This window comes from Micromonospora sp. NPDC093277 (assembly GCF_044765245.1).
Taxonomy (GTDB): Bacteria; Actinomycetota; Actinomycetes; order Mycobacteriales; family Micromonosporaceae; genus Micromonospora.
Genome location: NZ_JBIWJO010000002.1, coordinates 122248 through 148987, shown reverse-complemented (window position 1 = coordinate 148987; position 26740 = coordinate 122248). Strand labels below are relative to the sequence as shown.

19 protein-coding genes are annotated in these 26740 nt (G+C 72.9%); 13 read left to right on the top strand and 6 right to left on the bottom strand.

Annotated elements, in window-relative coordinates:
• Positions 1-83: 83 nt before the first annotated feature.
• A complete protein-coding gene (locus ACIRG9_RS05265) occupies positions 84-2288 on the bottom strand; it encodes an ATP-dependent RecD-like DNA helicase (protein ID WP_402850510.1) in 2205 nt (734 codons plus the stop codon).
• Positions 2289-2434: 146 nt separating this feature from the next.
• On the opposite strand from ACIRG9_RS05265, the gene ACIRG9_RS05260 reads away from it, so the two are divergent.
• From ACIRG9_RS05260 to ACIRG9_RS05250, 3 genes are all read left to right on the top strand, one after another.
• Complete coding sequence (locus ACIRG9_RS05260; RefSeq protein WP_402850507.1) at positions 2435-4144, top strand: twin-arginine translocation signal domain-containing protein; 1710 nt, start codon at positions 2435-2437, stop codon at positions 4142-4144.
• The gene (locus ACIRG9_RS05255) at positions 4141-4695 is read left to right on the top strand and encodes a hypothetical protein (RefSeq protein ID WP_402850504.1); all 555 of its coding nucleotides are present in this window, start codon (positions 4141-4143) and stop codon (positions 4693-4695) included. The genes ACIRG9_RS05260 and ACIRG9_RS05255 overlap by 4 nt, the downstream gene beginning before the upstream one ends.
• Before the next feature lie 158 nt (positions 4696-4853).
• Entirely contained in the window at positions 4854-6053 is a 1200-nt protein-coding gene (locus tag ACIRG9_RS05250; RefSeq protein ID WP_402850501.1) for a D-alanyl-D-alanine carboxypeptidase family protein, read from the top strand.
• 96 nt (positions 6054-6149) lie between these two features.
• On the opposite strand, the gene ACIRG9_RS05245 is transcribed toward ACIRG9_RS05250, so the two are convergent.
• The 3 genes from ACIRG9_RS05245 to ACIRG9_RS05235 form a co-directional block, all read right to left on the bottom strand.
• Positions 6150-8972, bottom strand: a complete 2823-nt coding sequence (locus ACIRG9_RS05245; protein ID WP_402850499.1) for a M14 family zinc carboxypeptidase — start codon at positions 8970-8972, stop codon at positions 6150-6152.
• A 160-nt stretch (positions 8973-9132) separates the two neighbouring features.
• The gene (locus ACIRG9_RS05240) at positions 9133-10392 is read right to left on the bottom strand and encodes an alpha-L-fucosidase (RefSeq protein WP_402850496.1); all 1260 of its coding nucleotides are present in this window, start codon (positions 10390-10392) and stop codon (positions 9133-9135) included.
• Between the two features lie 260 nt (positions 10393-10652).
• Positions 10653-12170: an APC family permease gene (locus tag ACIRG9_RS05235; protein WP_402850493.1), complete on the bottom strand. Its 1518-nt coding sequence runs from the start codon at positions 12168-12170 to the stop codon at positions 10653-10655.
• Between the two features lie 196 nt (positions 12171-12366).
• On the opposite strand from ACIRG9_RS05235, the gene ACIRG9_RS05230 reads away from it, so the two are divergent.
• Positions 12367-13020 carry a GPP34 family phosphoprotein gene (locus ACIRG9_RS05230; protein WP_402850491.1) on the top strand — a complete coding sequence of 218 codons (654 nt, stop codon included), beginning with the start codon at positions 12367-12369 and terminating at the stop codon, positions 13018-13020.
• An 88-nt stretch (positions 13021-13108) separates the two neighbouring features.
• Here ACIRG9_RS05230 and ACIRG9_RS05225 read toward each other — a convergent pair whose 3' ends face one another.
• The gene (locus ACIRG9_RS05225; protein ID WP_402850488.1) at positions 13109-13711 is read right to left on the bottom strand and encodes a GNAT family N-acetyltransferase; all 603 of its coding nucleotides are present in this window, start codon (positions 13709-13711) and stop codon (positions 13109-13111) included.
• A 171-nt stretch (positions 13712-13882) separates the two neighbouring features.
• A complete protein-coding gene (locus ACIRG9_RS05220) occupies positions 13883-14857 on the bottom strand; it encodes a GlxA family transcriptional regulator (RefSeq protein ID WP_402850485.1) in 975 nt (324 codons plus the stop codon).
• 228 nt (positions 14858-15085) lie between these two features.
• Between ACIRG9_RS05220 and ACIRG9_RS05215 the strand changes: the two genes are divergently transcribed.
• From ACIRG9_RS05215 to hpnH, 9 genes are all read left to right on the top strand, one after another.
• Positions 15086-16042, top strand: a complete 957-nt coding sequence (locus ACIRG9_RS05215) for an MBL fold metallo-hydrolase (RefSeq protein ID WP_402850482.1) — start codon at positions 15086-15088, stop codon at positions 16040-16042.
• Between the two features lie 340 nt (positions 16043-16382).
• On the top strand, positions 16383-17849 hold the full coding sequence (locus ACIRG9_RS05210; protein ID WP_402850480.1) for an MFS transporter: 1467 nt from the start codon (positions 16383-16385) through the stop codon (positions 17847-17849).
• Positions 17850-18120: 271 nt separating this feature from the next.
• Complete coding sequence (gene hpnC / locus ACIRG9_RS05205) at positions 18121-18978, top strand: squalene synthase HpnC (protein ID WP_402850477.1); 858 nt, start codon at positions 18121-18123, stop codon at positions 18976-18978.
• Positions 18975-19844 (top strand): presqualene diphosphate synthase HpnD, encoded by an 870-nt coding sequence (gene hpnD, locus ACIRG9_RS05200; protein WP_402850474.1) that lies wholly within the window; start codon positions 18975-18977, stop codon positions 19842-19844. The genes hpnC and hpnD overlap by 4 nt, the downstream gene beginning before the upstream one ends.
• Positions 19841-21208: a hydroxysqualene dehydroxylase HpnE gene (gene hpnE, locus ACIRG9_RS05195; RefSeq protein WP_402850471.1), complete on the top strand. Its 1368-nt coding sequence runs from the start codon at positions 19841-19843 to the stop codon at positions 21206-21208. The genes hpnD and hpnE overlap by 4 nt, the downstream gene beginning before the upstream one ends.
• Positions 21205-22212, top strand: coding sequence for a polyprenyl synthetase family protein (locus ACIRG9_RS05190; protein WP_402850468.1), 1008 nt, complete (start codon positions 21205-21207; stop codon positions 22210-22212). Before hpnE ends, ACIRG9_RS05190 begins: the two co-directional genes overlap by 4 nt.
• A complete protein-coding gene (gene shc, locus ACIRG9_RS05185; protein WP_402850465.1) occupies positions 22212-24164 on the top strand; it encodes a squalene--hopene cyclase in 1953 nt (650 codons plus the stop codon). The genes ACIRG9_RS05190 and shc overlap by 1 nt, the downstream gene beginning before the upstream one ends.
• Complete coding sequence (gene ispH / locus ACIRG9_RS05180; RefSeq protein ID WP_402850463.1) at positions 24161-25714, top strand: 4-hydroxy-3-methylbut-2-enyl diphosphate reductase; 1554 nt, start codon at positions 24161-24163, stop codon at positions 25712-25714. The genes shc and ispH overlap by 4 nt, the downstream gene beginning before the upstream one ends.
• 2 nt (positions 25715-25716) lie before the next feature.
• Positions 25717-26712, top strand: coding sequence for an adenosyl-hopene transferase HpnH (gene hpnH, locus ACIRG9_RS05175; RefSeq protein WP_402851850.1), 996 nt, complete (start codon positions 25717-25719; stop codon positions 26710-26712).
• Positions 26713-26740 lie beyond the last annotated feature (28 nt).

Below are 26740 nucleotides of genomic sequence, written 5' to 3'. Positions count from 1 at the left end.
AAGTGCACGGCGTTCCTAGGCGACGACGGCAGTCACCGGACCGGGTGGGTGTCGCGTCGGGGGAGGCCGGTCGAGGACGGTCGTCAGCGCAGGCGGTGGTCGAGGGCGGTGTGGCGGCGTCCGGCGCCGACCGTGCGTACGGCGGCGGCGAGGGCGCGGCGGGAGCCGACGAGGACCACGAGCCGCCGGGCGCGGGTGACGGCGGTGTAGAGCAGATTGCGTTGCAGCATCATCCACGCGCTGGTGGTCAGGGGGATCACCACCGAGGGATACTCGGAGCCCTGGGAACGGTGGATGGTCATCGCGTACGCGTGGGCGAGTTCGTCGAGCTCGTCGAAGTCGTAGTCGATGCTCTCGTCCTCGTCGGTGCGCACCGTGAGGGTCTGCTCCTCGGTGGAGAGGGCGGTGACGACGCCGAGCGTGCCGTTGAAGACGCCGGCCCGCCCCTTGTCGTAGTTGTTGCGGATCTGGGTGACCTTGTCGCCGACCCGGAACACCCGCCCACCCATCCGCCGTTCGGGTTGGCCTTCGCGGTGCGGGGTGAGGCGTTGCTGCAACAGGGTGTTGAGGGCGCCAGCGCCGGCGGGACCGCGGTGCATCGGGGTGAGCACCTGCACGTCCCGGCGGGGGTCGAGCCCGAACTTCGCCGGTACGCGGGCACAGGCGACGTCGACGGTCAGGGTGGCGGCGGCGTCGGTGTCGTCGCAGGCGAACAGGAAGAAGTCCGGCAGGCCGTGCAGGATGGGTGGGCGTCCGGAGTTGATGCGGTGGGCGTTGGTGACCACGCCGGACTGGGCGGCCTGGCGGAAGATCTGCGTCAGCCGTACCCGCGGGACGGCCGGGGCGGCGAGCAGGTCGCGCAGGACCTCACCCGCGCCGACGGAGGGGAGCTGGTCGACGTCGCCGACGAGGAGCAGGTGCGCCCCGGGCGGGACGGCCTTGACGAGCTTGTTGGCCAGGATCAGGTCGAGCATGGAGGCCTCGTCGACGACGAGCAGGTCGACGTCGAGGGGGTTGTCCCGGTCGTAGGAGGCTTCCCCTCCGGGGCGTAGCTGGAGCAGCCGGTGCACCGTGGCGGCGGGTTGGCCGGTCAGCTCGGACAGCCGCTTGGCGGCGCGGCCGGTCGGCGCGACGAGGGTCACCTTGGCCTTCTTCGCGGCAGCCAGCTCGACGATCGAGCGGACGGTGAAACTCTTGCCGCAGCCCGGCCCGCCGGTCAGCACCGCCACCTTCGACGTGAGGGCGAGCCGGACCGCCTGTTCCTGCTCCGGGGCCAGGTCCGCGCCGGTGCGCGCCTTCAGCCAGGTGAGGGCCCTGCCCCAGTCGACGCCTTCGAAATGCGGCAGCCGGTCGGCCCGGTCACCGAGCAGCCGTAGCAGCGAGGAGGCGAGGGACTGCTCGGCGCGGTGGAACGGCACCAGGTACACCGCCTGCACCGGCTCGCCCGCACCGTTCGGCAGCGTCTCCCGGACGACACCCTCGTCGGCCACCAGGTCGTCGAGGCAGCGGGTGACGAGATCGCCCGGTACGTCGAGGATCTTCGTGGCGTCGGCGACGAGTTCGGGCGCGGGAAGATAGCAGTGGCCGTTGTCGGTGGCCTCGGAGAGGGTGTAGCGCAGGCCGGCCATGACCCGCTGGGGGCTGTCGTGGGGGATGCCGACGGCCTGGGCGATGGTGTCGGCGGTCTTGAATCCGATGCCCCACACGTCGGCGGCCAGCCGGTACGGCTCCTTCGTCACGACGTCGACGGACGCGTCGCCGTACTGCTTGTAGATCCGTACCGCCAGCGACGTCGACACCCCGACCCCCTGCAGGAAGACCATCACCTCCTTGATGGCCTTCTGCTCCTCCCACGCGGTGGTGATCTTCGCGGTGCGCTTCGGTCCCAGGCCGGGCACCTCGACCAGCCGGGCCGGTTCGTCCTCGATGACCCGCAGGGTGTCCAGGCCGAAGTGGGCCACGATCCGCTCGGCGAAGACCGGGCCGATGCCCTTGACCAGGCCGGAGCCGAGGTAGCGCTGGATGCCCTGGACGGTGGCCGGCAGCACGGTGGTGTAGGTGTCGACCTCGAACTGCCGCCCGTACCTCGGGTGCGACGACCAGCGGCCGTGCAGCCGCAGGCTCTCCCCGGGCTGTGCCCCGAGCAGCGCGCCGACCACCGTCAACAGGTCACTGCCGCGCTCGGTGGCGACGCGGGCCACGGTGTACCCGGTCTCCTCGTTGACGTAGGTCAGCCGCTCCAGCACCGCGTCCAGCACGGCCAGCGGGGGACGAGCAGGGACAGTCACCCGCCTATCGTGCCGGTTGGTCCACCATGGCCGTCACCGCGGTCGGTACTGCGCGTTCGCATACCTGCCGTGGGCAGGTCACCTCGTGTTCCTCTCGATCGACGAGATTGGCCCCGACAAGTCTCCCGGACGAAGGAGCGAGGGCCATGGGTCACGGCCACACCCATCATCACCACGCGCACCCGGAGCACGCCGTCGGCGGTGACCTGCCGACGGCGCTGGACACGTCCGTACCCGACAGTGAGCTCTCGCCGGCGGACCTGTCCCGGCGCGGCTTCCTGCGCAACGCCGGCCTGCTCGGCGCCGGCGCCGCCGCGACCGTGCTGGCCACCCCCGGGCTCGCGCACGCCAACCAGAACGAGGACCAGGACCAGAACCAGGACCGCCGGCGCACCGGCGGGTTCCAGTGGCTGGCCGGCGACCACCACATCCACACCCAGCACAGCTCCGACGGCATGTACCGGGTCATCGACCAGGCACGGCATGCGCGGGCCAACGGCCTGGACTGGATGGTCGTCACCGACCACGGCAGCGAGGCGCACGCCAAGATCGGCGTGGAGAAGGTCAACCCGGACATCGTGGCCACTCGCGCGCAGCTCAGGGACCTGCTCGTCTACCAGGGCCTGGAGTGGAACATCCCGGCCGCCGAGCACGGCACGGTCTTCGTCAGCCCCGGCCGCAACGAGGTCGCCGTGCTGAAGGAGTTCGAGAACGCGTACGACGGCACGGTGGTCAACGCCAACGACCCCACCCCGGCCAACGAGGCGCTCGCCATCGCCGGAATCAAGTTCCTCGGCGACGCGGTCCGCCGCCGCCGGGTCGACGCCGCCCTGTTCCTGGCCAACCACCCGGCCCGCCGTGGCGTCGACTCGCCGCACGAGATCCGTGGCTGGCGCGACGCCGACCCCAGCGTGGCGATCGGCATGGAGGGCGCGCCCGGCCATCAGGCCGCCGGCATCCCGAAGCCGGAGGGTGCGGGCGGCGGCCGCGGCTACTACGAGGGCAGCCCGTCGGCGGCCTCCTTCCCCGGGTACCCGCTGGAGAGCTACCGCACCTGGGGCGGCTTCGACTGGATGACCTCGACCGTCGGCGGGCTGTGGGACAGCCTGCTCGCCGAGGGTAAGGCCTGGTGGATCAGCGCCAACTCCGACTCGCACGTCAACTACCTGGACACCGCGATGCGGGGGCCGAACAGCGACTTCGCCGCGAACGGCCGCTACAACGACCCGGTGCACGGCCCGCTGCTCACCACGGCCGGCGACTTCTGGCCGGGCCAGTACAGCCGTACGCACGTCGGGGCGGAGTCGTTCGACTACCGCGCGGTGATGGCTGGGCTGCGGGCCGGGCGGGTCTGGGTCGACCACGGCGGGCTGATCAGCGGGCTCGACGTACGGGCCCGGGAGGCCGGCGACCGGCGGCCGAACTCGGGTACGCCGCTCGGTGGCGTCCTGCGGGTGCGCCGCGGCACCGCCGTCGAGCTGACCATCGACATCGATCTGGCGACGACGCCGAACTGGTCCCAGTTCGTGCCGGTGCTGGCCCGGGTCGACGTCATCGCCGGCGCCGTCACCGGCCCGGTGGCCGACGGCGACACGTTCACCGCCCCGAACACCCGCGTGGTCAAGTCGTTCGAGGTGACCAGGGGGAGCGCGCGGGCGTCGTTCACCTACTCGTTCGGCAAGGTGACCGAGCCGTTCTACGTGCGGCTGCGGGGCACCGACGGCAACCGCGGTACGCCCGGCCTGATGGGCGCCGGGGTGGACCCGTTCGGGCCGGCGATGGACGTGATGGGTGCCGCCGACCCGTGGACCGACCTGTGGTTCTACGCCAACCCGATCTGGGTGCTGCCCCAGTGAGAACGGTCGGCCTCAGCCTGGGGCACCGGACCGACGAGGAGGCCGAGCACTGGCTGCGCGACACCGTGCGCCCGCTCGGCCTCCCCGGCATGGTCGCCTGCACCCACCTGGTACGCGAGCCCTGGCCGCACGTCGCGATCAGCCTGACCGTGGCGAAGGCGGACGTGGGTAGGGCCGGACCGGGCCGCGGGACGTCACCGGCGGGCCGGCCGTCCTGGCTGCCGGCGACCCCGGCAGAGCTGTGCGCGGCGGCCGAGTACGCCGCGACCGAACATGCCGCGCTGCGCTCGGGTCGGGCGGTGCTCTTCCCCGGGGTGGAGCGGCTGACGGGCGCGGTCACGGTGGGTGAGCTGTTGGCCGCGAGCGCGATCGACCAGGTCATCCTGCTGGGCGGCGAGCCGGCCGACGCCGAGGATCTGGTGCTGACTCGCGACTTCGTCCGGCCGCAGTGGCGCGACCGGTTGCTCACGCTGATCGTCACGCCGGCGGGGCCGGGTCGGGTGGCCCCCTTCGAGGTGCCCAACCCCACCCCGTGCTGCGCCGATCACTGACGATGCCGGGTGGCGGCCGCCGGCCCGTCGGCTCCCCTTGAAGCGGGGCGACGGCGGGCCGGGGGACGGCCGCCACCACCACGGCGCTCGGCGGCGCGCCCGGGCCGCTTTCGCCAATCGGACCGCGCTCATCCCGTAGGCGATTACCGTACGTTAACGTGACCATCTTTCGCGTAATGCTCGGCGCGATTCTCGCCGTGCCCACCGTGGTGGTCGTGCCAGCGGTGCCCGCGGCGGCCGCGCCGCAGGTGTCCTGCCCGGCCGTGAAGCCGCCGGTGCCCCCGCCCACCGCGCCGCCCCCGCCGGCGGTCGACGCCGTCCAGGCAACGGTCGGCGGTGCGGCGCTGGCGACGGCCGGGCTGGCCGTGCCGGCGGGTGCGCCGGCGGTGCCGGCGGTGACCGCCACCTCATGGCTCGTGGCGGACCTCGACCGTGGGGTGGTCCTGGGCGGGTGCGGCCCCCACGAGTACCGGGCACCGGCGAGCGTGCAGAAGCTGTTGCTGGCGGAGACCCTGATGCCCCGTCTCGATCCGGCCCAGGTGGTCGAGGTGAGCCGGGATGACCTGCGCGATCTCGATCCGGCCAGCTCGCTGATGGGACTGGTGGACGGCGGCCGGTACTCGATCGAGAGCCTGTGGCTGGGACTCCTCCTCAAGTCCGGCAACGACGCGGCCAACGTGCTGGCCCGGGTCGGCGGCGGCAACGCCGGCCGGCCGGGCGGCGTGCAGGCGATGAACGACGAGGCGCACCGGCTGCGCGCCAACCAGACCCACGCGGCCACGCCCTCCGGCCTGGACGGCGCCGGCCAGTACACCAGTGCGTACGACCTCGCGCTGATCGCCCGGGCCGCGTTCGCCCGCGAGGACTTCCGGCGGTACATCGCCACCAGAACGGCGCAGATACCGGGCGAGCCGGGAACCCCGGCGCTCGCGCTCACCCACGATCTCACGCTGCTGGACAGTTACCCGGGGACGCTCGGCGGCAAGACCGGTTTCACCGACCTGGCCCGGCAGACGTACGTCGGGGTGGCGGAACGCGACGGCCGGCGGCTCGCGGTGACCCTGCTCGGTGCGGAGACCGCGCCGCTGGGCAGCCTCGGGGAGGCGTCAGCCCTGCTCAACTGGGGCTACGGCCTGGCGCCCGACGCGTCCGTCGGCCGTCTCGTCACACCCGACGACAAGAAGGACGACCACGCCGTCGCCGCGGCGCACGGCGACCGGCGCGGCGGGGCCGTGAACTGGTCGACGTGGTCGCTGCCGACCGGCCTCGCCCTCGGTGCGGCAGTCGTCCTGGCCGTCTTCGTGCTGGTGATTCCCTGGCGACGCGTGACCGCGCGCCGCCGATCCCGCGACCGGTGACCCGCTGAACCCGGTCCGGGCGGTGGTTTCCGGTGCGGGAGACCCGTCCGGGTCCGGCCGGCCCACGAATCAGGCCGGCCGGACCCGGACGCGCGATCAGGCCACCACGGACCGCAGCGGAATCTGCTCGTCCCGCAGGGCGCGCACCAGGTCATTCACGAACGGGTGCTCGTCGGCCTGGAGACCGTCCGGGTTCGGGATCACCAGGTAGGCGGAGGAGTCGGCCACGGACACCCGGGCGGTGTCGGTGAACCCGGCCACCACCTGCCGGGTACGGTCCAGGTCGCCGGCCGCCACCTCGATGGTGATCGGCCGCCATTCGCCGCCCAGGTTCTCCGGGGCCGGCGCGGCCGCGGCGGCAGCGCGGACCGGGTCGACCCCGGCCGCACGCTGTGGCGCGACGGTACGCGCCGACGCCCCGCCCGCGCTCGGGTAGAGCAGCGCGTTCGCCACCAGATGCAGACCGTTCTCGTTGTACGCCCGGAACAGCGGGTTGAACGCGAACAGCACCGCCCGGCCGGCGCCGGTCGGCTCGTCCACCAGCGCCACCGAGCCCTTGAGCGCGTCACCGTGGACCGTGTAGCCGTTGGCCCAGAAGGTGTCGCCGGACGGGTAGCTGAGCACGTTGGTGCCGGTGCTGCTCGGGCTCAGGATCGGGTCGCCGTTGTTGAACTCGAAGTCCTCCGCCGGACGGCCCAGCGCGACCGGGCTGTCCTGGCTGACGTCGACCCGCAGGTGGGAGCCGATCACCTGGTAGCCGCTCGGCTTCTGCCGCTCGACGGTCGAGGTGAGCCCGGCGGCGCGGGCCATCCGGGTGCCCTCGTTACGCAGGCCGAGGTAGGTGTGGCCCTGGGCGATCCAGTTGCGCAGGTTGGCCTGCCCGGCGGCGGTGAGGCCGCCGGTCGCGTTGCTGCCGTCCGGCACGACCAGCACCGAGCGCTCGGTGAACGCGGGGGTGTTGTCGTTGATGTCGGCGGTGGTCACCGGCCTGAGGTCCAGCCCCCACCGCTTGCCGAGCACGTACCGGGCCTCACCGTGGGAGCCGGAGGTGGTGGCGATGCCGGTACCCTCGAACAGCCCGACATCCGGCAGGTCCACCGGCGTCCCGCTGGCCGCCGCGCCGTTCGGGTTCAGGGTGACCCCGAGCGAGCGGGCAAGCTGGTCGATCTCCGGGGTCAGGCTCTTCGCGGGGAACCCGACCTCGGCGGTGTCGAGGTCACGCACGAGCGGCACGCCCCGGCCGAGCAGCCGGAAGGTGAGTTCCGCCGCCGCCGCCGAGTCCAGCGGGTACGCGTACGAGCCCTTCGCCCCCGCCGCCGAGGTCTTCCCGCCGGAAATCTTCCGGACCAGTTGGGCGTGCGGCCGGACGTCGTCGCCGGTGTAGAGGGCGTTCACCCCCATCAGCAGCGGATTGCTCCAGGAGGACACGTCGTAGAAGTAGGGGAACGGGACGTACGGGTCCTCGCCCAGGATCGCCTGGATCCAGTGCTTCTGCGGCTGGTCCATCGGGATCCAGTACGCGCCCTCGGGCACCGTGACGTCGGTGGCCGTGCGACCGCCGAAGACCTGGGCGGTGGGCACCCTGGTCGGCTTGGTCACCTCGTACACCTCGACGTCCATCCCGCGCAGCCGCTCGACCAGCTGGCGTACGTCAGCGAGCTGGCGGTCGGGGAGCAGGAAGTACGAGCGGATCTTGACGTCGGGCACCGGGAACTGGACGGTGTTGGTCGGCTGGACCACCTCGTTCGGCTCCAGCGTCCCGGCCTTGCCCTCGGCGAGCGCGTCCGTCCAGATCTTGTAGTAGCCGGTCAGCAGCTCGTGCCGGTGCGTGGCGGCCCAGCCGAGGGTCGACCACTGCGTGTGGAACTGCTGCTGCACCCGGTCGGCCACCGCCGAGGCGCTGCCCTTCTCGAACGTCATGCCGGCGGCGCCGAAGCCGGCGGCCGGCACGGTGTCGCCGTAACCCATGAAGAACAGGTCGTACGTCGAATAGTTGAAGTAGCACTCGGTGGTGACGGCCCCGCCGCACGCGCCGTTGTAGCCGAATCCGGCCTTGTTGGCCTCGCCGATCTGGTTGATCCAGTCGACCGCCTCGCTGGCGATCTCGTGGTGGATCGGGTCGGCGTTGGGCGGGAAGAAGTACTGCCGGCCGCCCATCTCGTGCGCGTCGATGAAGACCTGCGGCGGGTACTGCCGCATGAGTTCGATCTTGCCGTCAGTCTCCTGCTGGGTGCGGGCGAACCAGTCCCGGTTCATGTCGAAGCCGTACTCGTTCTGCCGGCGGCTGGCGTCCCGGCCGTCCGGGTTCTGGGTCGGCACGATGACGGTGACCAGGTTTTCGTTGCGCTGCTGCACGTCGCAGGAGAGGCCGGCGGCCAGCTCGTACAGGGTCTTGAGGGCCGCGTCCGTGCCGCTCTTCTCGCCGCCGTGGATGTTGGCCGTCACCCAGACGATGGCCGGCCGGTCGGCGGCCGTCTGGGCGGCCTTGTGCGCGGTGGTCCGCCGCGGGTCCCGCAGGTCGCGGATGTCGTCGGCGACCTGCCGCAGCGTGCCCTGCCGGACGTGCCGCTCGCTGGAGACCACGGCGTACGGCAGCGGCTGGCCGAGCGCGCTGGTCGACATGACGCCGGTGACGACCCGGTCGGAGGCGCCGTCGACGGCGTTCAGGTAGGTCCGGACCTCGTCGTTGCTGACGACCCGTTCCTGGCCGAGGCCGAGGGGGAAGCCGAGCACCGACTCGGGACTGGGCACGGTGGACAGTCGGGCGGAGGGGTCGTTGCTGCAGGTGGGAGCCGGTGCGGTGGCGCCGGCCGGGGCGCCGAACGCGAGCGGCGCCGTGCCGGACAGGAGGAGGATCGCAGCGGCGCCGGCCAGCCGTCTGGTAAGGACTGTTCCGGGTGATTGCTTCGACAGGGGCATTACGGTACCTCTGTTTCCACTGGGGAATTGCGTCACAGTGAGATCGGAGCCTATGACCGGTGCTTTCGAGTGGTCAAGATCTGTCGGGGATTGACATGTGCGCACGTCAACGCGTATTTGCGCGCGCGTCCTGGGAGGTGATCGTCCGGCGGGATCGCCGTCAGCCGTGCCCGTCGCCCCGGTAGAGGTCCAGTTCGCCGTCCAGTTCGACGGCGAGCACGGTGGCGTGCTCGTCGAGCGCGGTGGGCGCGTCGAGGTAGAGCACGCCCGGGACGTCGGCGAAGCCGCCGACCACCCGGTGGGCCAGTTCGGCGCCGGTGTGCAGCACGGAGACCCGGCGTACGGCGTTGCGCAGGCCGCGCACGGCGACGAACTCACGCGGCGCGTCGAAGCAGACCAGGTACACCACCCGGCGGTCCGCGGAGAGCGTGGACGGGCCGTAGTGGTGCCCGGGTGGCAACCCGGCGCGGGTGCCGTAGACGGCGTCGCGGTTGCGTCCGATCCAGTCGCCCAGGCCGAGCAGCCGGTCGGTCTGCTCGCGCGTGATCGTGCCGTCCGCCTTCGGCCCGACATCGAGCAGCAGGTTCCCGCCCGCGCCGATCACCTCGGCGAAGGTGCGGACGAGCTGCCGTACCGACTTGTGGTTGCGGTCCTGCGGCCGGTAGCCCCACGAGTCGTTGACGGTCAGGCACAACTCCCACGGGCCGTCGGGTGCGGTGACGGGGAGTCCCTGCTCGGGGGTGGCGTAGTCGCCGAAGCCGGCCAGCCGCCCGTTGACGACGGTGTGCGGCGCCCGGGCCCGGATCCGCTCGCCGAGCTCGGCGAACCGCCACTGGCTCTCGTCGCGCTCCCACTGCCCGTCGAACCAGAGCAGGTCGGGCGCGAACCGGTCGAGCAGTTCGTCGAGCTGCGCCCGGTGGAACGCCAGGAACCGTTCCCAGCGCTCGGGAGCCTGGCGACCCGGCGGCGCATACGCCAGCGGGTTGTCGGAGTTGGCGTCCACGACCGGGCCCCGGACGGTGGCGTAGTCCGGATGCGACCAGTCCGCGTGGGAGAAGTAGAGCCCGACCTTCAGGGCGCGGCGGCGCATCGCCGCGGCGTACCCGGCGACCAGGTCGCGCCCGGCCGGCGCGCGCCGCACGACGGACAGGTCGCCGGCGTGGGTGTCCCACAACGCCACGCCGTCGTGGTGCTTGGCGGTGAGGACCGCGTAGCGGGCGCCCGCCCGGTGGAACAGCTCCGCCCACACGTCCGGTTCGAACCGCGCCGCGGTGAAGCCGTCCAGCTGTCGCAGGTAGTCCTCCGGCGAGATCTCGCCGTTGAACATCGACCACGACTCGGTGATCCCGTTGACCGCGTATATGCCCCAGTGCACGAATATGCCGAGCTTGGCGTCGGCGAACCAGGGCTGCAGGGTCATCGCGCGTCCGGCCCTCCGGTCCGTCGTCGGCGTCGTGTCGCCGGGGGTGACGACGTGTCCTGGCGTGCGGATGCCGGCGCCGCCGGCCGCCAGCAGTCGCAAAGCTAGGGCCGCCGTCGAATGCTGTCAATATCCGGTGGGGTGGCGGGACGAGTCGGCCAGCTTGAGTCCCCTGTGGAACTCGCCAGGTCCCGTTCCCGGCAGACGGCCCGCCCGGCGAGGCCGGACGGGCCGTCATTCGGTGGGTCAGGGCGCCGCCGTCACCGCTGACCGGCGTGAACCCGCTGGTCGCGGGCCGCTTCCGGCGACGGGTGCAGTCCGGGCTCGTGCAGCCCGTCCTCGGCGACCCGCCCGATCCGGGCGTACGTCTGCGGGCGGACCGACTTGAGGACGAAGCCCCAGACGAGACCGACCGCCCCGGCGAGCACCGGGATCGCCGGCAGCACCCACCTGAGATAGGCGGGGGTCTCGGGGTCGAGCAGCGCGTCGAAGTTGATCAGCAGCACCACCAGGACGGCACTGAGCAGGATCGTGCCGAGCACCGGCGCGAGCACCCGCTGCCAGACGGTCTCCGGCCCCGGACGGCCGCGGAAGAACCCGAACACGGCGGCGGAGGTCAGCGTCATCAGCAGCACCACGCCGACCGCCGCCGCGCCGGAGAACCAGGTGAACAGGTCGATGATCGGGTTCCGATTCGCCAGTGCGAAGACCAGGAAGACGACCACCGCGAGCGCGCTCTGCACGAGCGAGCCGGCGAGGGGAGCGCCGCTGCGGCGCGAGGTCGCACCGAGGAAGCGCGGCAGGACGCCCTCTCGGCCGAGCGCGAAGAGATACCGGGCGACACCGTTGTGGAAGGAGAGCAGCGCCGCCAGCACCGAGGTGATGAACAGGACGTTCGCGATGTCGGCGACGGCCGCGCCGGTGTACTGGTCCAGCGCGCCGAAGATGACGCCCGGGCCGGCCTCCGCGGATTCCTGGGCCGCGTTCTGCGGACCGGTCAGCACCGTCAGCGCCCAGGCGGAGGCGGCGTAGAACAGGCCGGTGAAGGCGACCGCGACGTACGTGGCCCGAGCCACCGTCCGCCGGGGATCCTTGACCTCCTCGCTGTAGATGGCGCCGCTCTCGAAGCCGGTGAAGCAGGCGATCGTGAACGCCAGCACCGCGCCGATCCCGGTGGTGAAGAGTTTGCTCGGATCGATGCCGTCGTAGCTGACCGCGCCTCCCGCCGGATGGGTGAAGGCGACCGCGTCGAAGATCAGTACGACCACGCACTCGAGACCGAGCAGGACCGCCAGCACGGTGGCGTTCAGGTCGATCCGGAGGACGCCGAGCAGTCCGACGACCGCCCAGGCGAGCAGCGCCCAGATCCACCAGGCGAGATCCAGCCCCGCCTTGGCGGCCAGGAACTCCTGGAGGATCGCGCCGATCAGGCCGTAGAGACCGATCTGGATCGCGTTGTACGCTGCCAGGGCGACCGCCGAACCGGCCACGCCGCCGGCCCGGCCGAGGCCGTTCGCAATGTAGGCGTAAAAGGCGCCGGCGTTGGCCACGTGTCTGCTCATCGCGGCATAGCCGGTGGCGAACACCGCCAGAACTGCGGCGAGCAGTACGTATCCGAGGGCGGCGCCGACGTTGCCACTGACGGCGAACATCGTGGTGACACCGCCGCCGAGAACGGTCAACGGCGCCGAGGCGGCGACGGTGAAGAAAACGAGATGAAGGGTGCCGAGACGGCCACGGCGCAGGCCACTATCGGAAAAGAACGAATCAGCCGACAAGACTTCTCCAGGGCAGTTGAGGGTTTGGAGGTCCGTGCTAGAACAGCCGGGGAGCAGAGTATTGGCGATCACGGATCGTCACAACCCCGCTTCGCATGATCACCGGATATGCCGACCGATCGTCCGAATTGAACTGCGCGTGTTCATGCCGTACCGTGCCGTGTCGACGCTCAGGCCGGCTGTTGAGGACGGACTCATGACCTACCCCAGCGCACACCCGACATACCGGCTCGCAGACGCGCTTTTTCTCATCGGTCATGATGAGTTCTCCGGCAAACCGCACGGCGCCGCCGATCGGCTCGATTGCGCCCTCGCCGGCGCCGCCCTGGCGGAACTGATGTTCGAGCGTCGGATTGCCGTGGAAGACGGCAGGATGGCCGCGGTCGACGGACGTTTGTGGCAGGAGCCGTTGACCGATCTGTTGGCCACCGAGATCATGCAGCGCGAGGGCGCGCACCCGATTCGGCTGTGGATACGGTATCTGCGCGATCACCTCAACATCTGCGAGCGCGTCGGCACCCGGCTGGCGACCGCCGGGGTGGTCCGGCGGGAGCAGGGACGGTTGCTCGGCCGGTCCGTCCGCTGGCCGGCGGTCGACCCCAACCAGGCCGCCTCACCACGGGTTCGGCTGACCGCGATGATGATGCGTCAGAATGCCGCCGAACTCGATGTGGAATCGCTCCTGCTGGCCGCACTCGTCGAAGCGGTGGGCCTGGGCACCGGTGTCTTCGACACGCCGGTGAACGCCCGCATGCGGGAGTGCGAAAGGTTCCTGCCGCCGCCGCTGCGCAGCCTCCTCGGCGCCGTCGTCGCCGCGCTCGACGCGAGCACGGTCAGCGTACGGCGCTGACCGCGGTGCGGGGTCGGGACACGACGGTCCGCCGATTCAGGTCGGCGCCGCGCCCGTACCCCGCTCCCGGATTGAGCGGGTGGTCAGGTCAGGCCGGGGCCCGCCACATCGGATAGAGGCTCGGGCCCTCGGGCAGGTCCACGGTCGTCGACCCGGACGCGAACCCGAGTCGGGCGTAGAGCGCCGCGTTGCGCGGCGAGCTTGCCTCGAGGTAGGCCGCCGAGCCGACCTCGTCGAGCCGGGCGAGCTGGTGCCGAAGCAGCGCGGAACCCACTCCCGTGCCCTGCCGGTTGGGGTGCACCGCGATGAACGGCAGATACCAGTGCGGCTCGCTCGGGTGGTTGGCCGTCATCAGGCCGTCGAGGACGGCGAACCTCTTGGTCGCCTCCACGCCGATCGACGCCTCGAGGTCCTGCAACAGGTCCGGTCCCTCGTCGGCCTCGTCGTCGCCGTCGGCCGGCAGCCAGAGCGTGACGCCCGCGCCCTCGCCGGCCAGATAGACCTCACCCGCATCGAGGACGAGGTCGACGAACGCGCCGAAGAACGCCGGGTGTGCCTTCGCCCGATGCTCCTCGTCCGGGAAGATCCATCCGCTGACCGGGTCCGGCATGAACGCCTCCGCCATGACGGTCGCGACGAGCTCGGCGTCAGCGCTCGACGCTCGCCGGATGTCTCCCTGCCAATCAGCCACTGTCTTCCCCTGCCTGGCGTCGTCGGGTCAACTGTCGAGCGCCGAGTAGGCTACCAGTTACCGTGCGACGCGATGTGCCCGTCGAAGGTCCACAACTTGGGCAGGCAGCCACGCGTGGAGCGGACAGGCTAGTGCTCCGGAGGGCCACCGTGAAGCGCCGATGTGGACGCCTCAACGCGGCTCTCCTCGACGCGATCGGAACGTCGTGCGGTACGTCTGGGGCGAGACGCCGAGTTCGCGGCGGAAGCTGTGCCGCAGGTTGCTGGCCGAGCCGATGCCGGTCCGGGCCGCGATCTGATCGACCGACTCCTCACCGGTCTCCAGCAGCCGTTGCGCGGCGAGGATCCGCTCCCGCACCAGCCATCGGTGCGGGCTCGTCCCGGTGAGGCGTTGAAAGCGCCTGGCCAGGGTACGCGGGCTCATGTGCACCCGGGCCGCCAGCGAGTCCAGCGACCACCGTTGCGCCAGGTGCTGGCGCATCCAGTCGAGCAGGTCCGGCAGCGGGTCATCCGGGTCTGGGCTGAGCGGAGAGTCGACGAACTGAGCCTGACCCCCGCTGCGGTAGCCGGCCAACACCAGCCGGCGGGCGAGGGCGGCGGCGGCATCCGCGCCGAAGTCTCCACGTACGACGTGCAGCGCGAGATCCATCCCCGCCGACATCCCCGCGGCGCTGAGAACGCGGCGGTCGTCGACGAACAGGGCGCGCGGATCCACCATCGCGGCTGGGAAGAGCTCGGCGAGCAGCGGGGCCATCGCCCAGTGCGTCGTGACCCGCCGATGATCGAGCAGGCCGGCGTGACCGAGCACGAACGCCCCGGTGCAGATCGACATGATCCGTGCTCCACGCCGATGTGCCCGGCGCAGCGTCGCCAGCAATGCCTGCGGCGGGACCTCCCGCTCCCTGGTCCACCCGGGAACCACCAGCAGATCGGCCCGCTCGGCGTCGTCGAGCCCGTACGCTGCCTGGACGGTGACCCCGCCGTCGAGGTCGACCGGCCCCGGCACCAGCCCACACGTCCGGGCCCGGTACCACGAGCCGAACCGGTCGGAGTAGTCCACGCCGAAGATCTCGTTGACGGTCACGTAGTCGAAGCTGCCCGCGCCGGGGTAGGCCAGCATGGCCACGCCGGGTCCGTCCAGCGGCATCCGGCGACCTCCTCCGCCTCACCCGTCCGCCCGTCGGCCCGACGGGACCGGGTTCGTGGCATCGATCCTAGGAACCGGGGCCGGGGAGATCGGCGGTCGTATCCGGTCAGGTGTCGGCAGGATCAGGTCGGCGCAGCGCCGCGGCCGTACCGGCGTACCGGTTGCGGTTCTAGCGTCGGTTCCTGACGCGCCGGGTGCGTCGCCCGGGCCGGACGAGAGGTGGCCACCGTGAACGAGAGCTTCCCCGCGGTCAGGCGGCGGACCTTTTTGCTCGCCGGCGCGGCCCTGACGGTCGCCGGCTCCGGCGTCGCCGAGCCTGCGAGCGCCGGCCCGGCCGGCGGGAAAGGGAGGCCGGTGGCGTCACGATCGGCCGGTGCGTTCAAGGTGATCCCGCTGCTCGACGCGGCAGGGCCGTTCTTCCTCGACCGGCAGGCGGCCTTTCCCGAGGCGACCCCGCACGACTGGGACCTCGCCCGGGGTATCGACCCCGGCGCGTTCGGCCCGGGGGAGACCTGGCAGCTCGACTTCCGCTGTTACGCGATCCGCGGGCCCCGGGGCCGGCTGACGCTGGTCGACACCGGGGTGGGGCCGGACGGCAGTCCGGCCGGGGGCTGGGCGCCGACGCCGGGCCGGCTACCGTCCGAACTCGGGCACGCCGGGATCGACCCGGCGGACGTCGACGCGGTGGTGCTGACCCACCTGCACGAGGACCATTTCGGCTGGTCCGTCGGGCTGGACGGGACCCCGATGTTTCCCAACGCCCGGTACGTCGTCCAGCGGAGCGAGGTGGCCGCCCTGCCGGACGGCGACGCGGCCCTGGCGTACGTCGTCGAGCCGCTGCGCGCGACCGGCCAGCTCGACGAGGTCGATGGCGGCGTCCGCCTCGCCACCGCCCCTGGGCGGTCGGGCGGGTCGATCCGTGTGATCCCCACACCGGGACACACTCCGGGTCACCAGTCGGTCGTCGTCGAGCACGGCCGCGAGCAGGTGATCGTCACCGGTGACGTGCTGGTGCACGCGGTCCAGCTCGTCGATCCCGGGGTGGCCTACCGGTACGAGGCGGATCCCGACGCCGCCCGGCGGACCCGTCAGCGGCTGCTCACCGAGGCCAGGGTTCGCCGCACCGTGCTGGCAACCGCGCATCTGAGGCAGCCGTGGACCGAGGTGGTGCCGGAGCCGAGGTGACGGTCGACCGACCCGCCTGCCGGTCAGCCGGTCCATCGGGCGGTCGACCGACTCGACCTGCCTGCCGGTCAGCCGGTCGACTGGGCGTCAGGGCTCAGGGCTTGCGCGCAACCGTGCCGTACATGGATGCCAGCGCGACCGGCGGCCGCGCTACTTCTCGGAACGAACGCGATCTTGTGAATCGGCGCCCGTGAGGCTCGCCGCCGGCCCGGGCGGGTTCCCGGCGGCGGCTGCGTTGCGCTGGTCGCCCTCCCCGAATGCGAGGTGGGCGGCCCGCCCGTGCGGCAGAGTCGGAGGGCGGGGCACCGACCGGTGTCCGAGAACGGCGGGTCGGACGACGATGGCCAGGTCGGACGGGGCGAGCCGGGACGACAACCAGCGCGGCCGCGGGTGGCTGGCCGGCCGGCTGGCGGGTGGGCCGCAGGCGGTTCGTGCCGTGATCCTGCTCGCCATGGTGCTCTCGCTGAACGGCGCGGACGTCGGCACGGTCGGTGCGGCGGCGATGCAGTTGGAGGCGGGGCTGGGCATCGACCACGCCCAGCTCGGCCTGCTGGCGACGGCGTCGTCGGGCGTGGGGGTGATCGCGGTCGTGCCGTTGGGCGTGCTCGCCGACCGGACCAACCGGGTACGCCTGCTCGTGATCACCGTTGCGGTGTGGGCGGTGGCCATGGTCGCCGGCGGGCTGGCGCCCAGCTACTGGTGGCTGCTCGGCTCCCGGCTGTTGCTCGGTGCGGCCGTGGCCGCGTCCGGCCCGGTGGTGGTTTCTCTGATCGGCGATCTCATCCCACCGGCCGAGCGCGCGACGGTGCTCGGCTGGATTCTCACCGGCGAGATCGTGGGCGCCGGGTTCGGCCTGCTGGCCGGTGGCGAGATCGCCGCGGCGATCTCCTGGCGGGCCGCGTTCTTCCTGCTCGCGGTCGCCAGCGCGGGGCTGGCGGTGGCGCTGTGGCGGCTGCTGCGCGAGCCCGCCCGGGCCGGTGCGGCCTGGCCGCCCCCGCAGCGGGATGGAGCCGAACCGGAACGGCCGAGCCCACAGCGACCGGCGGCCGACCGTGCGCGGGCGGTGGTGTCCACCCAGGGCATCGAGCCGGCCCGCGACCGGGTGCTACGGGACGACCCGAACCAGTGGTCGATCTCGCGGGCCCTGGTCTACCTGTTGTCGATTCCCACCAACCGGCTGTTGATCGTGGCCTCGGCGACCGGATACTTCTTCTTCGCGGGACTGCGCACCTTCGTCGTCGTCTTCGCCACGCGGCACTTCGGCATCTCGCAGGCCGCGTTCGGCGGTCCGCTGCTGCTGATCGGGGCGGCGGCGCTCGCCGGTGTGGTGTTCTCCGGCCGGCTCGCCGACCGCGCGCTGGCCCGGGGCCGGGTCGACGTACGGGTGGTCGTGCCCGCCTTCGGCTACGTCGCCGCCGCGATCTTCTTCGTCCCCGGGGTGTGGCTGCCCTCGCTGGCGGCGGCGCTGCCGCTGATCGCGCTCGGTGCGGCCACCCTGGCGGCGGCCAACCCACCGCTGGACGCGGCCCGGCTGGACATCGTCCCCGGCCGGTTGTGGGGCCGGGCGGAGAGTCTACGGACGGTCCTGCGGCTCGTGGCCGAGGCGGGGGCCCCGGCCACCTTCGGGTGGCTGGCCGACCGGCTCGGCGGTGCGACCGGGCAGGCCGACGCCATCGGTCTGCGCGACACCTTCCTGATCATGCTCGTGCCGTTGGCGGCCAACGGGCTCATCCTGTTCGCCGCCCGGCGGGTGTACCCGGTCGACGTGGCGACGGCGGCCGCGTCCCACCGCTCCGCCAGGGCCTGAGCCGGGGCCGCGCACACCGCCTCGGCGCGGAGGGATTTGGCGCGATTCAGGGAATTGGCACCGATCTGCATGGTTAAGGTGAATTCAAGCTGGCTTCGGGGGTCGGTGTTTCCCCGGCGCCACCCGCGCCGCCCATCGCCGCGCGCGGTCCCGATCGGCCGCTCCAGCCCGCATCGGGCGGGACGCCCCACGACACCGGCGGCGTCCGCACCGGGCGCTGCCCGGACGAGCAGACACCGTCGGCCCCGTGCCCGGCCAGGAAGGAAAGCTGATGAGCCAACGCACGGCCGTCGCGGCGGTTCGCCGGGTCGAGCAGGCCCGGTCGCGGGAGAACTTTCCGGTCGCGTTGCGGGTCCTGCCCGGCCGGTACCGACGGCATCTGCTCGCGGTCTACGCGTACGCCCGCCAGATCGACGATCTCGGGGACGAGCCCCTGCCAGGCCTGACCGACCGGATCGGCGCCCTCGACGAGATCGAGGCCGAGCTGCGGTCCCTCTACGCCGACCGTGAGGTGACCCATCCGGTGGTGCGCGCCCTCGCCCCCACGGTGGCCGAGTGCGGGCTGCCCCTCGACGCGCTGGTCCGGCTGATCGAGGCGAACCGGGTCGACCAACGGGTGAGCCGGTACGCGACCTTCGACGAACTGGTCGAGTACTGCACCCTGTCGGCCAACCCGGTCGGCGAACTGGTCCTGCACGTCTTCGGGCAGGTGGGATGGGACAGGATCGCGCTGTCCGACCGGGTCTGCACGGCGTTGCAGCTCGTGGAACACCTGCAGGACGTGGCCGAGGACCACCAGCGCGGCCGGATCTACCTGCCGGCGGAGGACATGGACCGGTTCGACGTCACCGAGGCCGACCTCGCCCGACCCACCGCCAACCGCCAGCTCCGCGACCTGATCGAGTTCGAGGCGGAGCGGGCGCGAGCGTGGCTCGACGCCGGCGCTCCGCTCGTGGCGGCCCTGCACGGCTGGGCCCGGCTCGCGGTGAGCGGCTACCTGGCCGGCGGCCGGGCGACCCTCGACGCGCTGGCGGCGGCCGGCCACGACCCGCTCCCGGCCACCGTCCGCCCCCGGGGGCGGCGCGTCCTGCACCGCTGGTCGGCCGCCACCCTGAGGAGCGCCGGATGACCGCGGTCTTCGACGTCGACACGGCCTACCGGCGTTGCGAGCAGATCACCCGCAGCCAGGCGGCCAACTTCGCGTACGGGATCCGGCTGCTGCCACTGGTGAAGCGCCGCGCCCTGTCGGCCATCTACGCCACGGCCCGGCGCATCGACGACATCGGCGACGGCACCCTGCCGCCGGAGGAGAAGCTGGACCAACTGGCCCGGACCCGGGAGGCGCTGCACCTGCTGCCCGGCGACGACAGCGGCGACCCGGTGCTCACCGCGCTCGCCGACGCCGCGGTCCGGATGCCCATCCCACTGGCGGCCTTCGACGAGCTCATCGACGGCTGTGCCGCCGACGTGACCGGCCGCACCTGCGACACCTTCGACGACCTGCACTGGTACTGCCGCTGTGTGGCCGGCTCGATCGGCCGGTTGTCCCTCGGGGTGTTCGGCGCCACCGACCCGGGCCGGGCCGGGCCGCTGGCCGATGCCCTGGGCGTGGCGCTGCAACTGACCAACATCCTGCGTGACCTGGTCGAGGACCGGGTGAACGGGCGGATCTACCTGCCGGCCGAGGACCTGGACCGGTTCGGCTGCACCCTGCGGCTGGACGGCGCCCGGTTCGCCGACCCGCCCGAGCGGCTGACCGAACTCGTCCGCTTCCAGGCGCGCCGGGCCGCCCAGTGGTACGACACCGGGCTGCGGCTGCTGCCCCTGCTCGACCGGCGCAGCGCGGCCTGCACCGCCGCGATGGCCGGCATCTACCGCCGGCTGCTCGCCCGGATCGCGGCTGACCCGCTGGCGGTCACCCGCAGCCGGGTGTCGCTGCCCGGCCGGGAGAAGGCGTGGGTGGCCGCGCGCGCGCTCGTCGGACGTTCCGCATGACCACCTCGCGGGTGCCGGGCGGCGCCGGCAGCGTGTGCGTGATCGGGGGCGGCCTGGCCGGCATCGCCGCGGCGGTCCGGCTCGCCGACCAGGGGCTGCGCGTGACGCTGTTGGAGAGCCGGCCCGAACTCGGGGGAGCGACCTACTCCTTCCGCCGCGACGGGCTGACCGTGGACACCGGCCAGCACGTCTTTCTCCGGTGCTACCAGGCCTACCAGGGGCTGCTCGACCGGCTCGGCGTCACCGACGACGCCGACGTGCAACCACGCTTCGCGGTGCCGGTGCTGCTTCCCGGACGGGCACCGCACCTGCTGGCCCGCCGCCGGCTGCCGGCGCCGGCGCACCTGCTGCCCGGACTGGCCGGCTACCGGCTGCTCACCCCCGCGGAGCGGCTCGCCGCCGTGCGGGCCGCCGCCGCGCTCCGGCACGTCGACCCCGACCTGCCGGAGACCGACGCGCGCAGCTTCGGCGACTGGCTCGCCGCCCACGGCCAGAGCGACCGGGCCGTGCGTCGACTCTGGGATCTGATCACCGTGGCCGCGCTGAACCTGCCCAGCGCCCACGCGTCGTTGGCGCTGGCCGCCCGCGTGTTCCGTACCGGACTGCTCAACGCTGCCGACGCCGGCGACATCGGCCGCCCGCTGGTCCCGCTGACCGACCTGCACGCCGTCCCGGCCCGGCGGCTGCTGAACGAGCTCGGCGCCCGGGTGCGCACCCGGTCCCGGGTCCGGTGGATCCACCCGGAGTCCCCTGGCTTCCGCGTCGGCCTGAGCGACGGCGAGATCGCCACGGACGCCGTCGTCCTGGCCGTGCCGCACCAGGTCGCGGCCTCGCTGGTCCCGCCGGTCGCCGCGCCGGGCGCCGGCGACTGGCACCGGCTCGGCGCGGCACCGATCGTCAACGTGCACCTGCGCTACGCGCACCGCGTCACCGAGCTGACCATGGCAGCCGCGGTGGAGTCCCCGGCACAGTGGATCTTCACCCGGCCCCTGCCGGACGGCGCACAGCAGGTGGTGGTGTCCCTGTCGGCCGCCGACACCGAGATCGACCGGCCCGCCGCCGAACTGGTGGCCGCCCAACGCGCGGCGCTCGCCGCGCTGTTTCCCGCCGCGCGGCACACCCCGGTACGCGACGCGTTCGTCACCCGGGAGCCGCGGGCCACCTTCCGGCAGGCACCCGGCACCCGGGCGTACCGGCCGGCCACGACGACCCGCCTACCCGGGCTGGTGCTGGCCGGCGCATGGACCGACACGGGCTGGCCGGACACGATGGAGGGCGCGGTGCGCAGCGGCCAGGAGGCCGCGGACGTCGTCGCCCGCCAGCTCGCGTCCCGGCCCCGACACCATACGGAGGCCGCACGATGACCATCGCGCACAGCCACAGCACCAGCCAGATCCACACGCACGTGGAACCGGCCATCCGGATGTTGCTGGACCGGCTGGACCCGGGCAACCGGCTGGTCGCCGGCTACCAGATGGGCTACTGGAACGCCGACGGGTCACCCGCTGTCTGCCAGGGCAAGGGACTGCGTCCGGCGCTTGCCCTGCTGTCGGCCCAGGCGACCGGGGCGGAACCCGAGGCCGGCGTACCGGCCGCCGCCGCGGTCGAGTTGACGCACAACTTTTCCCTGTTGCACGACGACGTGATGGACGGCGACACCGAACGCCGCCACCGGCCCACCGCCTGGACCGTGTTCGGGGTCAGCTCGGCCATCCTCGCCGGGGACGCCCTGATCGGGTTGGCGTACGAGGCCCTCGCGGAGGTCCCCGGCGGCGGTCCGGCGGTGCGACGGCTCGGCCTGGACGTGCGCGCCCTGATCCGTGGACAAGCCGCCGACCTGGCGTTCGAACACCGCGACGACGTCACCCTCGACGAGTGCCTGGCCATGGCCGGTGACAAGACCGCCGCCCTGCTGTCCGGCTCGTGCACGCTCGGTGCGTTGCTCTGCGGTGGCCCCGCCACGCTGGTCGACGGGCTGTCCCGGTTCGGCCTGCACCTCGGGCTCGCCTTCCAGCTCGTCGACGACCTGCTCGGCATCTGGGGTGACCCCCGGCGCACCGGCAAGCCGGTCGGCTCCGACCTGCGCGCCCGCAAGCGCACCATCCCGGTGGTCCGGGCGGTGACCGACGGCGGCCGGGCCGGCCGGACCCTGGCCGAGCTGTACCGGTCGCCCGCGCCGCTGGCCGACGACGACGTGGCCCGCGCGACCGCCCTGATCGAGGCGACCGGGGCGCACGAGTGGACGCGGCAGCAGGCGGCGCGGGAGACCGAGCGGGCCCGGGCGGAACTGGCCGCCCTGGACCTACCCGAACACGTCCGCCGCGAGCTTGCCGACATCACCACCTTCATCACCGGACGGGATCACTGATGACCGAACTGCTCTCGCCGAAGCCCACCGGGTCCGTCGTCGCTGCCCCGCCGGCGGGCGAAGCGCCGTCCGACGCCGCCCGGGAGGCCCTGCGCCGCGCCCGCGACCACCTGCTCGGGCTGCAGGACGAGGCCGGCTGGTGGAAGGGCGACCTGGCCACCAACGTCACCATGGACGCCGAAGACCTCCTGCTGCGGCAGTTCCTGGGCATCCGTACCGCCGAGCAGACCGCCGAGTCCGCCCGGTGGATCCGTTCGCAGCAGCGGCCGGACGGCTCCTGGGCCCTGTTCCACGGCGGCCCGGGAGACCTGTCCACCACGATCGAGGCGTACCTGGCGCTGCGGCTGGCCGGTGACCCGCCCGCGGCGCCGCACATGGCGACGGCCGCCGCGTTCGTCCGGGAGCGTGGCGGGCTGGCCGCCAGCCGCGTCTTCACCCGCTTCTGGCTGGCCCTGTTCGGCCACTGGCCCTGGTCCCGGCTGCCCGCCGTGCCGCCCGAGCTGGTGCTGCTGCCGCCCTGGATGCCGTTCAACATCTACGACTTCGCCTGCTGGGCCCGGCAGACCATCGTCCCGCTGTCCATCGTCCGCGCGCTGCGCCCGGTGCGGAACCTCGGCTTCACCGTCGACGAACTGCACGTCGCGGCCACGCCGCCGCGCCCACCCCGGCTGCTCTCCCGGCCGGGCGTGCTGCACCGCCTCGACCGGCTCGCCGCCGGCTACGAGCGGATCGCCCGTGGCCCGTTGCGCCGCAACGCGCTGCGCCGAGCCGCCGAGTGGATCGTGGCGCGACAGGAGGCCGACGGATCGTGGGGCGGCATCCAGCCGCCCTGGGTGTACTCGTTGATGGCGCTGCACCTGCTCGGCTACCCGCTGGAGCACCCGGTGCTCCGCAGCGGGCTGGCCGGACTGGACCGGTTCACGGTGCGCCAGCCGGGCCCGGACGGCCCGATGCGCTGGCTGGAAGCCTGCCAGTCACCGGTCTGGGACACCGCGCTCGCCGTCACCGCGCTCTCCGACGCCGGGCTGCCGGCCGGGCACCCCGCCCTGAACCGGGCCGGCACCTGGCTGCTCAGCGAGGAGATCCGGGTCCGCGGCGACTGGGCGGTGCGCCGGCCGCACACCCCGACCGGTGGCTGGGCCTTCGAATTCGAGAACGACGGGTACGCCGACACCGACGACACCGCCGAGGTGATCATGGCGTTGCGGCGTACCGGCCGGCCCGCCGACGCGGCCGTGCTGCGGGCCACCCGGTGGCTGCTCGGCATGCAGTGCCGCGACGGCGGCTGGGCCGCTTTCGACGCCGACAACACCCGCGAGGTGCTCGGCGACCTTCCGTTCTGCGACTTCGGCGCGGTCATCGACCCGCCCAGCGCCGACGTGACCGCGCACATCGTCGAGGCGCTGGCGGCGGAGAACTTCGCCGACACGGTGCCGGTACGGCGCGGGGTGGCCTGGCTGCTGCGGGCGCAGGAGCCGGACGGGTCCTGGTTCGGCCGCTGGGGAGCCAACCACGTCTACGGCACCGGCGCGGTGGTGCCGGCCCTCGTGGCCGCCGGCCTGCGGCCCGGGCACCCGGCGATCCGCCGGGCCGTCGACTGGCTGCTCTCGCACCAGAATCCCGACGGCGGGTGGGGCGAGGACCTGCGCTCGTACCGGGACCCGGCCTGGATCGGGTGCGGCGAGTCCACCGCGTCGCAGACCGCGTGGGCGCTGCTGGCGCTGCACGCCGCCGGACACGGGTCGGGGGAGGCCGCCACCCGCGGGGTGCGCTGGCTGGTCGACACCCAGCGCCCGGACGGCGGTTGGGACGAGCCGCAGTACACCGGAACCGGCTTCCCCGGCGACTTCTACATCAACTATGGCCTGTACCGGCTGGTCTTCCCGATCAGCGCCCTCGGCCGGATCCTGGACGCGCGCGCCACCGGCCTCGACGCCGAGGCACTGCCGTGACCACACCCGTGGACGGACCGCCCTGGACGCTGTACGCGCCGATGCGTATGGAGGCGTCGGCGCTGCGGCGCGGGCTGGCCCGGCACGGCTCGCCCGGACGACCGACGCTGCGCCGTACCGGTGTCGGGCCGCGGCGGGCCCGGTCGACCGCCGCCCGCCGCCCGGTCGGGAGCGCTCCGGTCGCCGTCGCCGGGATCGGGGGAGGGCTCGCCGCCGGACTGTCGCCGGGCGACGTCGTGGTGGCCAGCGAGGTGCGCGTGGACCCGGTGGCGCACGCCGGCCCGGCGCGCGTGGTGCTCCTGCCGGACGCCCCCCTGCTCGCCGCCGCGCTGCGCCGTCGCGGGTTGCGGGTGCACGTCGGGCCCGTGGTCAGCACCGACCGGCTGGTCGACGGCGCGGCCCGGGCCCGGCTGGCCGAGACCGGCGCGCTGGTCGCCGACTGCGAGTCGGCGTGGCTGCTGGCCGGCCGCGGCGAGCGGCCCGCGGCCTGCGTCCGGGTGGTCGCCGACCCCGCAGGCGGGCCGCTGTACCGGCCGGCCACCCTCCGTCGGGTGCGTACCGCGCTGGCCGTGCTGCCCGAAGTGGCGTCGGCACTGGCCGAGTGGGCGGCGGCGAGCAGCCTGCGCCAGGCCGTGCTGGCCTCGCCCCGTTCCTTCTGCGCCGGGGTGGAGCGCGCCATCGCGGTGGTGGAGCAGGCACTGCGCCAGCACGGCCCGCCGGTGTACGTCCGCAAGCAGATCGTGCACAACGCCCGGGTCGTCGCCGACCTGCGGGCTCGCGGGGCGGTCTTCGTGGACGAACTCGACGAGGTGCCGGAGGGCGGCTTGACGGTCTTCTCCGCGCACGGGGTGGCACCCGCGGTACGCCGGGCGGCCGCCGAGCGGCGGTTGCCGGTGATCGACGCGACGTGCCCGCTGGTCGCGAAGGTGCACGCCGAGGCGCGCCGTTTCGCAGGCCGGGGCGACACCGTGCTGCTGATCGGGCATGCCGGCCACGAGGAGGTCGACGGCACGCTCGGCGAGGCGCCGGGGCGGATCCGCCTGGTGCCCGACCCGGCCGCGGCCGAGACGGTGCAGGTGGACGACCCGGACCAGGTGTCCTACCTGGTGCAGACCACCCTCGCGACCGACGAGGCGGCCGGGGTCGCCGACGCCCTGCGCCGCCGGTTTCCGGCGCTGAGCGGCCCCGGCTCCGACGACATCTGCTACGCCACCACCAACCGCCAGCAGGCGGTCACCGAGGTCGCCGCCCAGGCCGACGTCGTCCTGGTCGTCGGCTCGGACAACTCCTCGAACTCGCGACGGCTGGTGGAGGTGGCCGAGCGGGCCGGCGCGCGGGCGTACCTGGTCGAGGACGTGAGCCGGGTGGACCTGCGATGGCTGGCTGGCGCCGCGACCGTCGGGGTCTCCGCCGGCGCCTCGGCGCCGCCCGCGCTGGTCGACGAGGTCGTCGCCGCGCTCACCGGACTGGGGGCGAGGGAGGTGAGCGAGCACACCACGACCGTCGAGGACGTCGCTTTCACCCTGCCGAAGGAGGTACGTCAGCCGTGAGCATGCCGTTGCGCCAGAGCCTGCGGATCGCCAGCTACCTGATGGAACAGAAGGTGCGCGGCCGTAAACAGTTCCCGCTGTTGCTGGAGCTGGAGCCGTTGTTCGCCTGCAACCTGAAGTGCGCGGGCTGCGGCAAGATCCAACAGCCGGCGAACCTGCTGAAGCGCCGGATGCCGGTGGAACAGGCCCTGGCCGCCGTGGAGGAGTGCGGCGCGCCGATGATCTCCATCGCCGGCGGTGAGCCACTCATGCACCCGGAGATCCACACCATCGTCGCCGAACTGGTGCGGCGCAAGAAGTTCGTCTTCCTGTGCACCAACGCGGTCCTGCTCCCGAAGCACATCGACAAGTTCCGGCCGTCGCCGTACTTCGCGTTCACCGTGCACATCGACGGGCTGCGGGAGCGACACGACGCGGCGGTGTGCAAGGACGGCGTGTTCGACGCCGCGGTGGCCGCCGTGCGGGAGGCCAAGCAGCGCGGCTTCCGGGTCACCACCAACACCACCTTCTTCAACACCGACACCCCGCAGACCGTCATCGAGGTGCTCGACTACCTCAACGACGACCTGCAGGTGGACGAGATGATGCTCTCCCCGGCGTACGCCTACGAGCGGGCGCCGGACCAGGAGCACTTCCTGGGCGTCACGGAGACCCGCGAGCTGTTCCGCAAGGCGTTCGGCGGGGGCCGGCGCCGCCGCTGGCGGCTCAACCACTCGCCGCTTTTCCTGGACTTCCTCGAGGGAAAGGTGGACTTCCCCTGCACGGCGTGGGCGATCCCGTCGTACTCGCTGCTGGGCTGGCAGCGGCCCTGCTACCTGATGGCCGACGGGTACGCCGCCAGCTACCGCGACCTGCTGGACTCGACCGACTGGGACAGCTACGGCCGGGGGCGCGACGCGCGGTGCGCGAACTGCATGGCGCACTGCGGGTACGAGCCGACCGCCGTGCTGGCCACCATGTCCTCGCTGCGACAGTCGCTGCGCGCCATGCGAAACTGAGCGAGCCTGGCCGTCCGGTCGACGTGAC

Coding starts and splice junctions, on each gene's coding strand:
- ACIRG9_RS05260 (WP_402850507.1), top strand. CDS start 2,435: ATGGGTCACGGCCACACCCATCATCACCACGCGCACCCGGAGCACGCC.
- ACIRG9_RS05245 (WP_402850499.1), bottom strand. CDS start 8,972: ATGCCCCTGTCGAAGCAATCACCCGGAACAGTCCTTACCAGACGGCTG.
- ACIRG9_RS05240 (WP_402850496.1), bottom strand. CDS start 10,392: ATGACCCTGCAGCCCTGGTTCGCCGACGCCAAGCTCGGCATATTCGTG.
- ACIRG9_RS05230 (WP_402850491.1), top strand. CDS start 12,367: ATGACCTACCCCAGCGCACACCCGACATACCGGCTCGCAGACGCGCTT.
- ACIRG9_RS05220 (WP_402850485.1), bottom strand. CDS start 14,857: ATGCCGCTGGACGGACCCGGCGTGGCCATGCTGGCCTACCCCGGCGCG.
- ACIRG9_RS05210 (WP_402850480.1), top strand. CDS start 16,383: ATGGCCAGGTCGGACGGGGCGAGCCGGGACGACAACCAGCGCGGCCGC.
- hpnC (WP_402850477.1), top strand. CDS start 18,121: ATGAGCCAACGCACGGCCGTCGCGGCGGTTCGCCGGGTCGAGCAGGCC.
- hpnD (WP_402850474.1), top strand. CDS start 18,975: ATGACCGCGGTCTTCGACGTCGACACGGCCTACCGGCGTTGCGAGCAG.
- hpnE (WP_402850471.1), top strand. CDS start 19,841: ATGACCACCTCGCGGGTGCCGGGCGGCGCCGGCAGCGTGTGCGTGATC.
- ACIRG9_RS05190 (WP_402850468.1), top strand. CDS start 21,205: ATGACCATCGCGCACAGCCACAGCACCAGCCAGATCCACACGCACGTG.
- shc (WP_402850465.1), top strand. CDS start 22,212: ATGACCGAACTGCTCTCGCCGAAGCCCACCGGGTCCGTCGTCGCTGCC.
- hpnH (WP_402851850.1), top strand. CDS start 25,717: ATGCCGTTGCGCCAGAGCCTGCGGATCGCCAGCTACCTGATGGAACAG.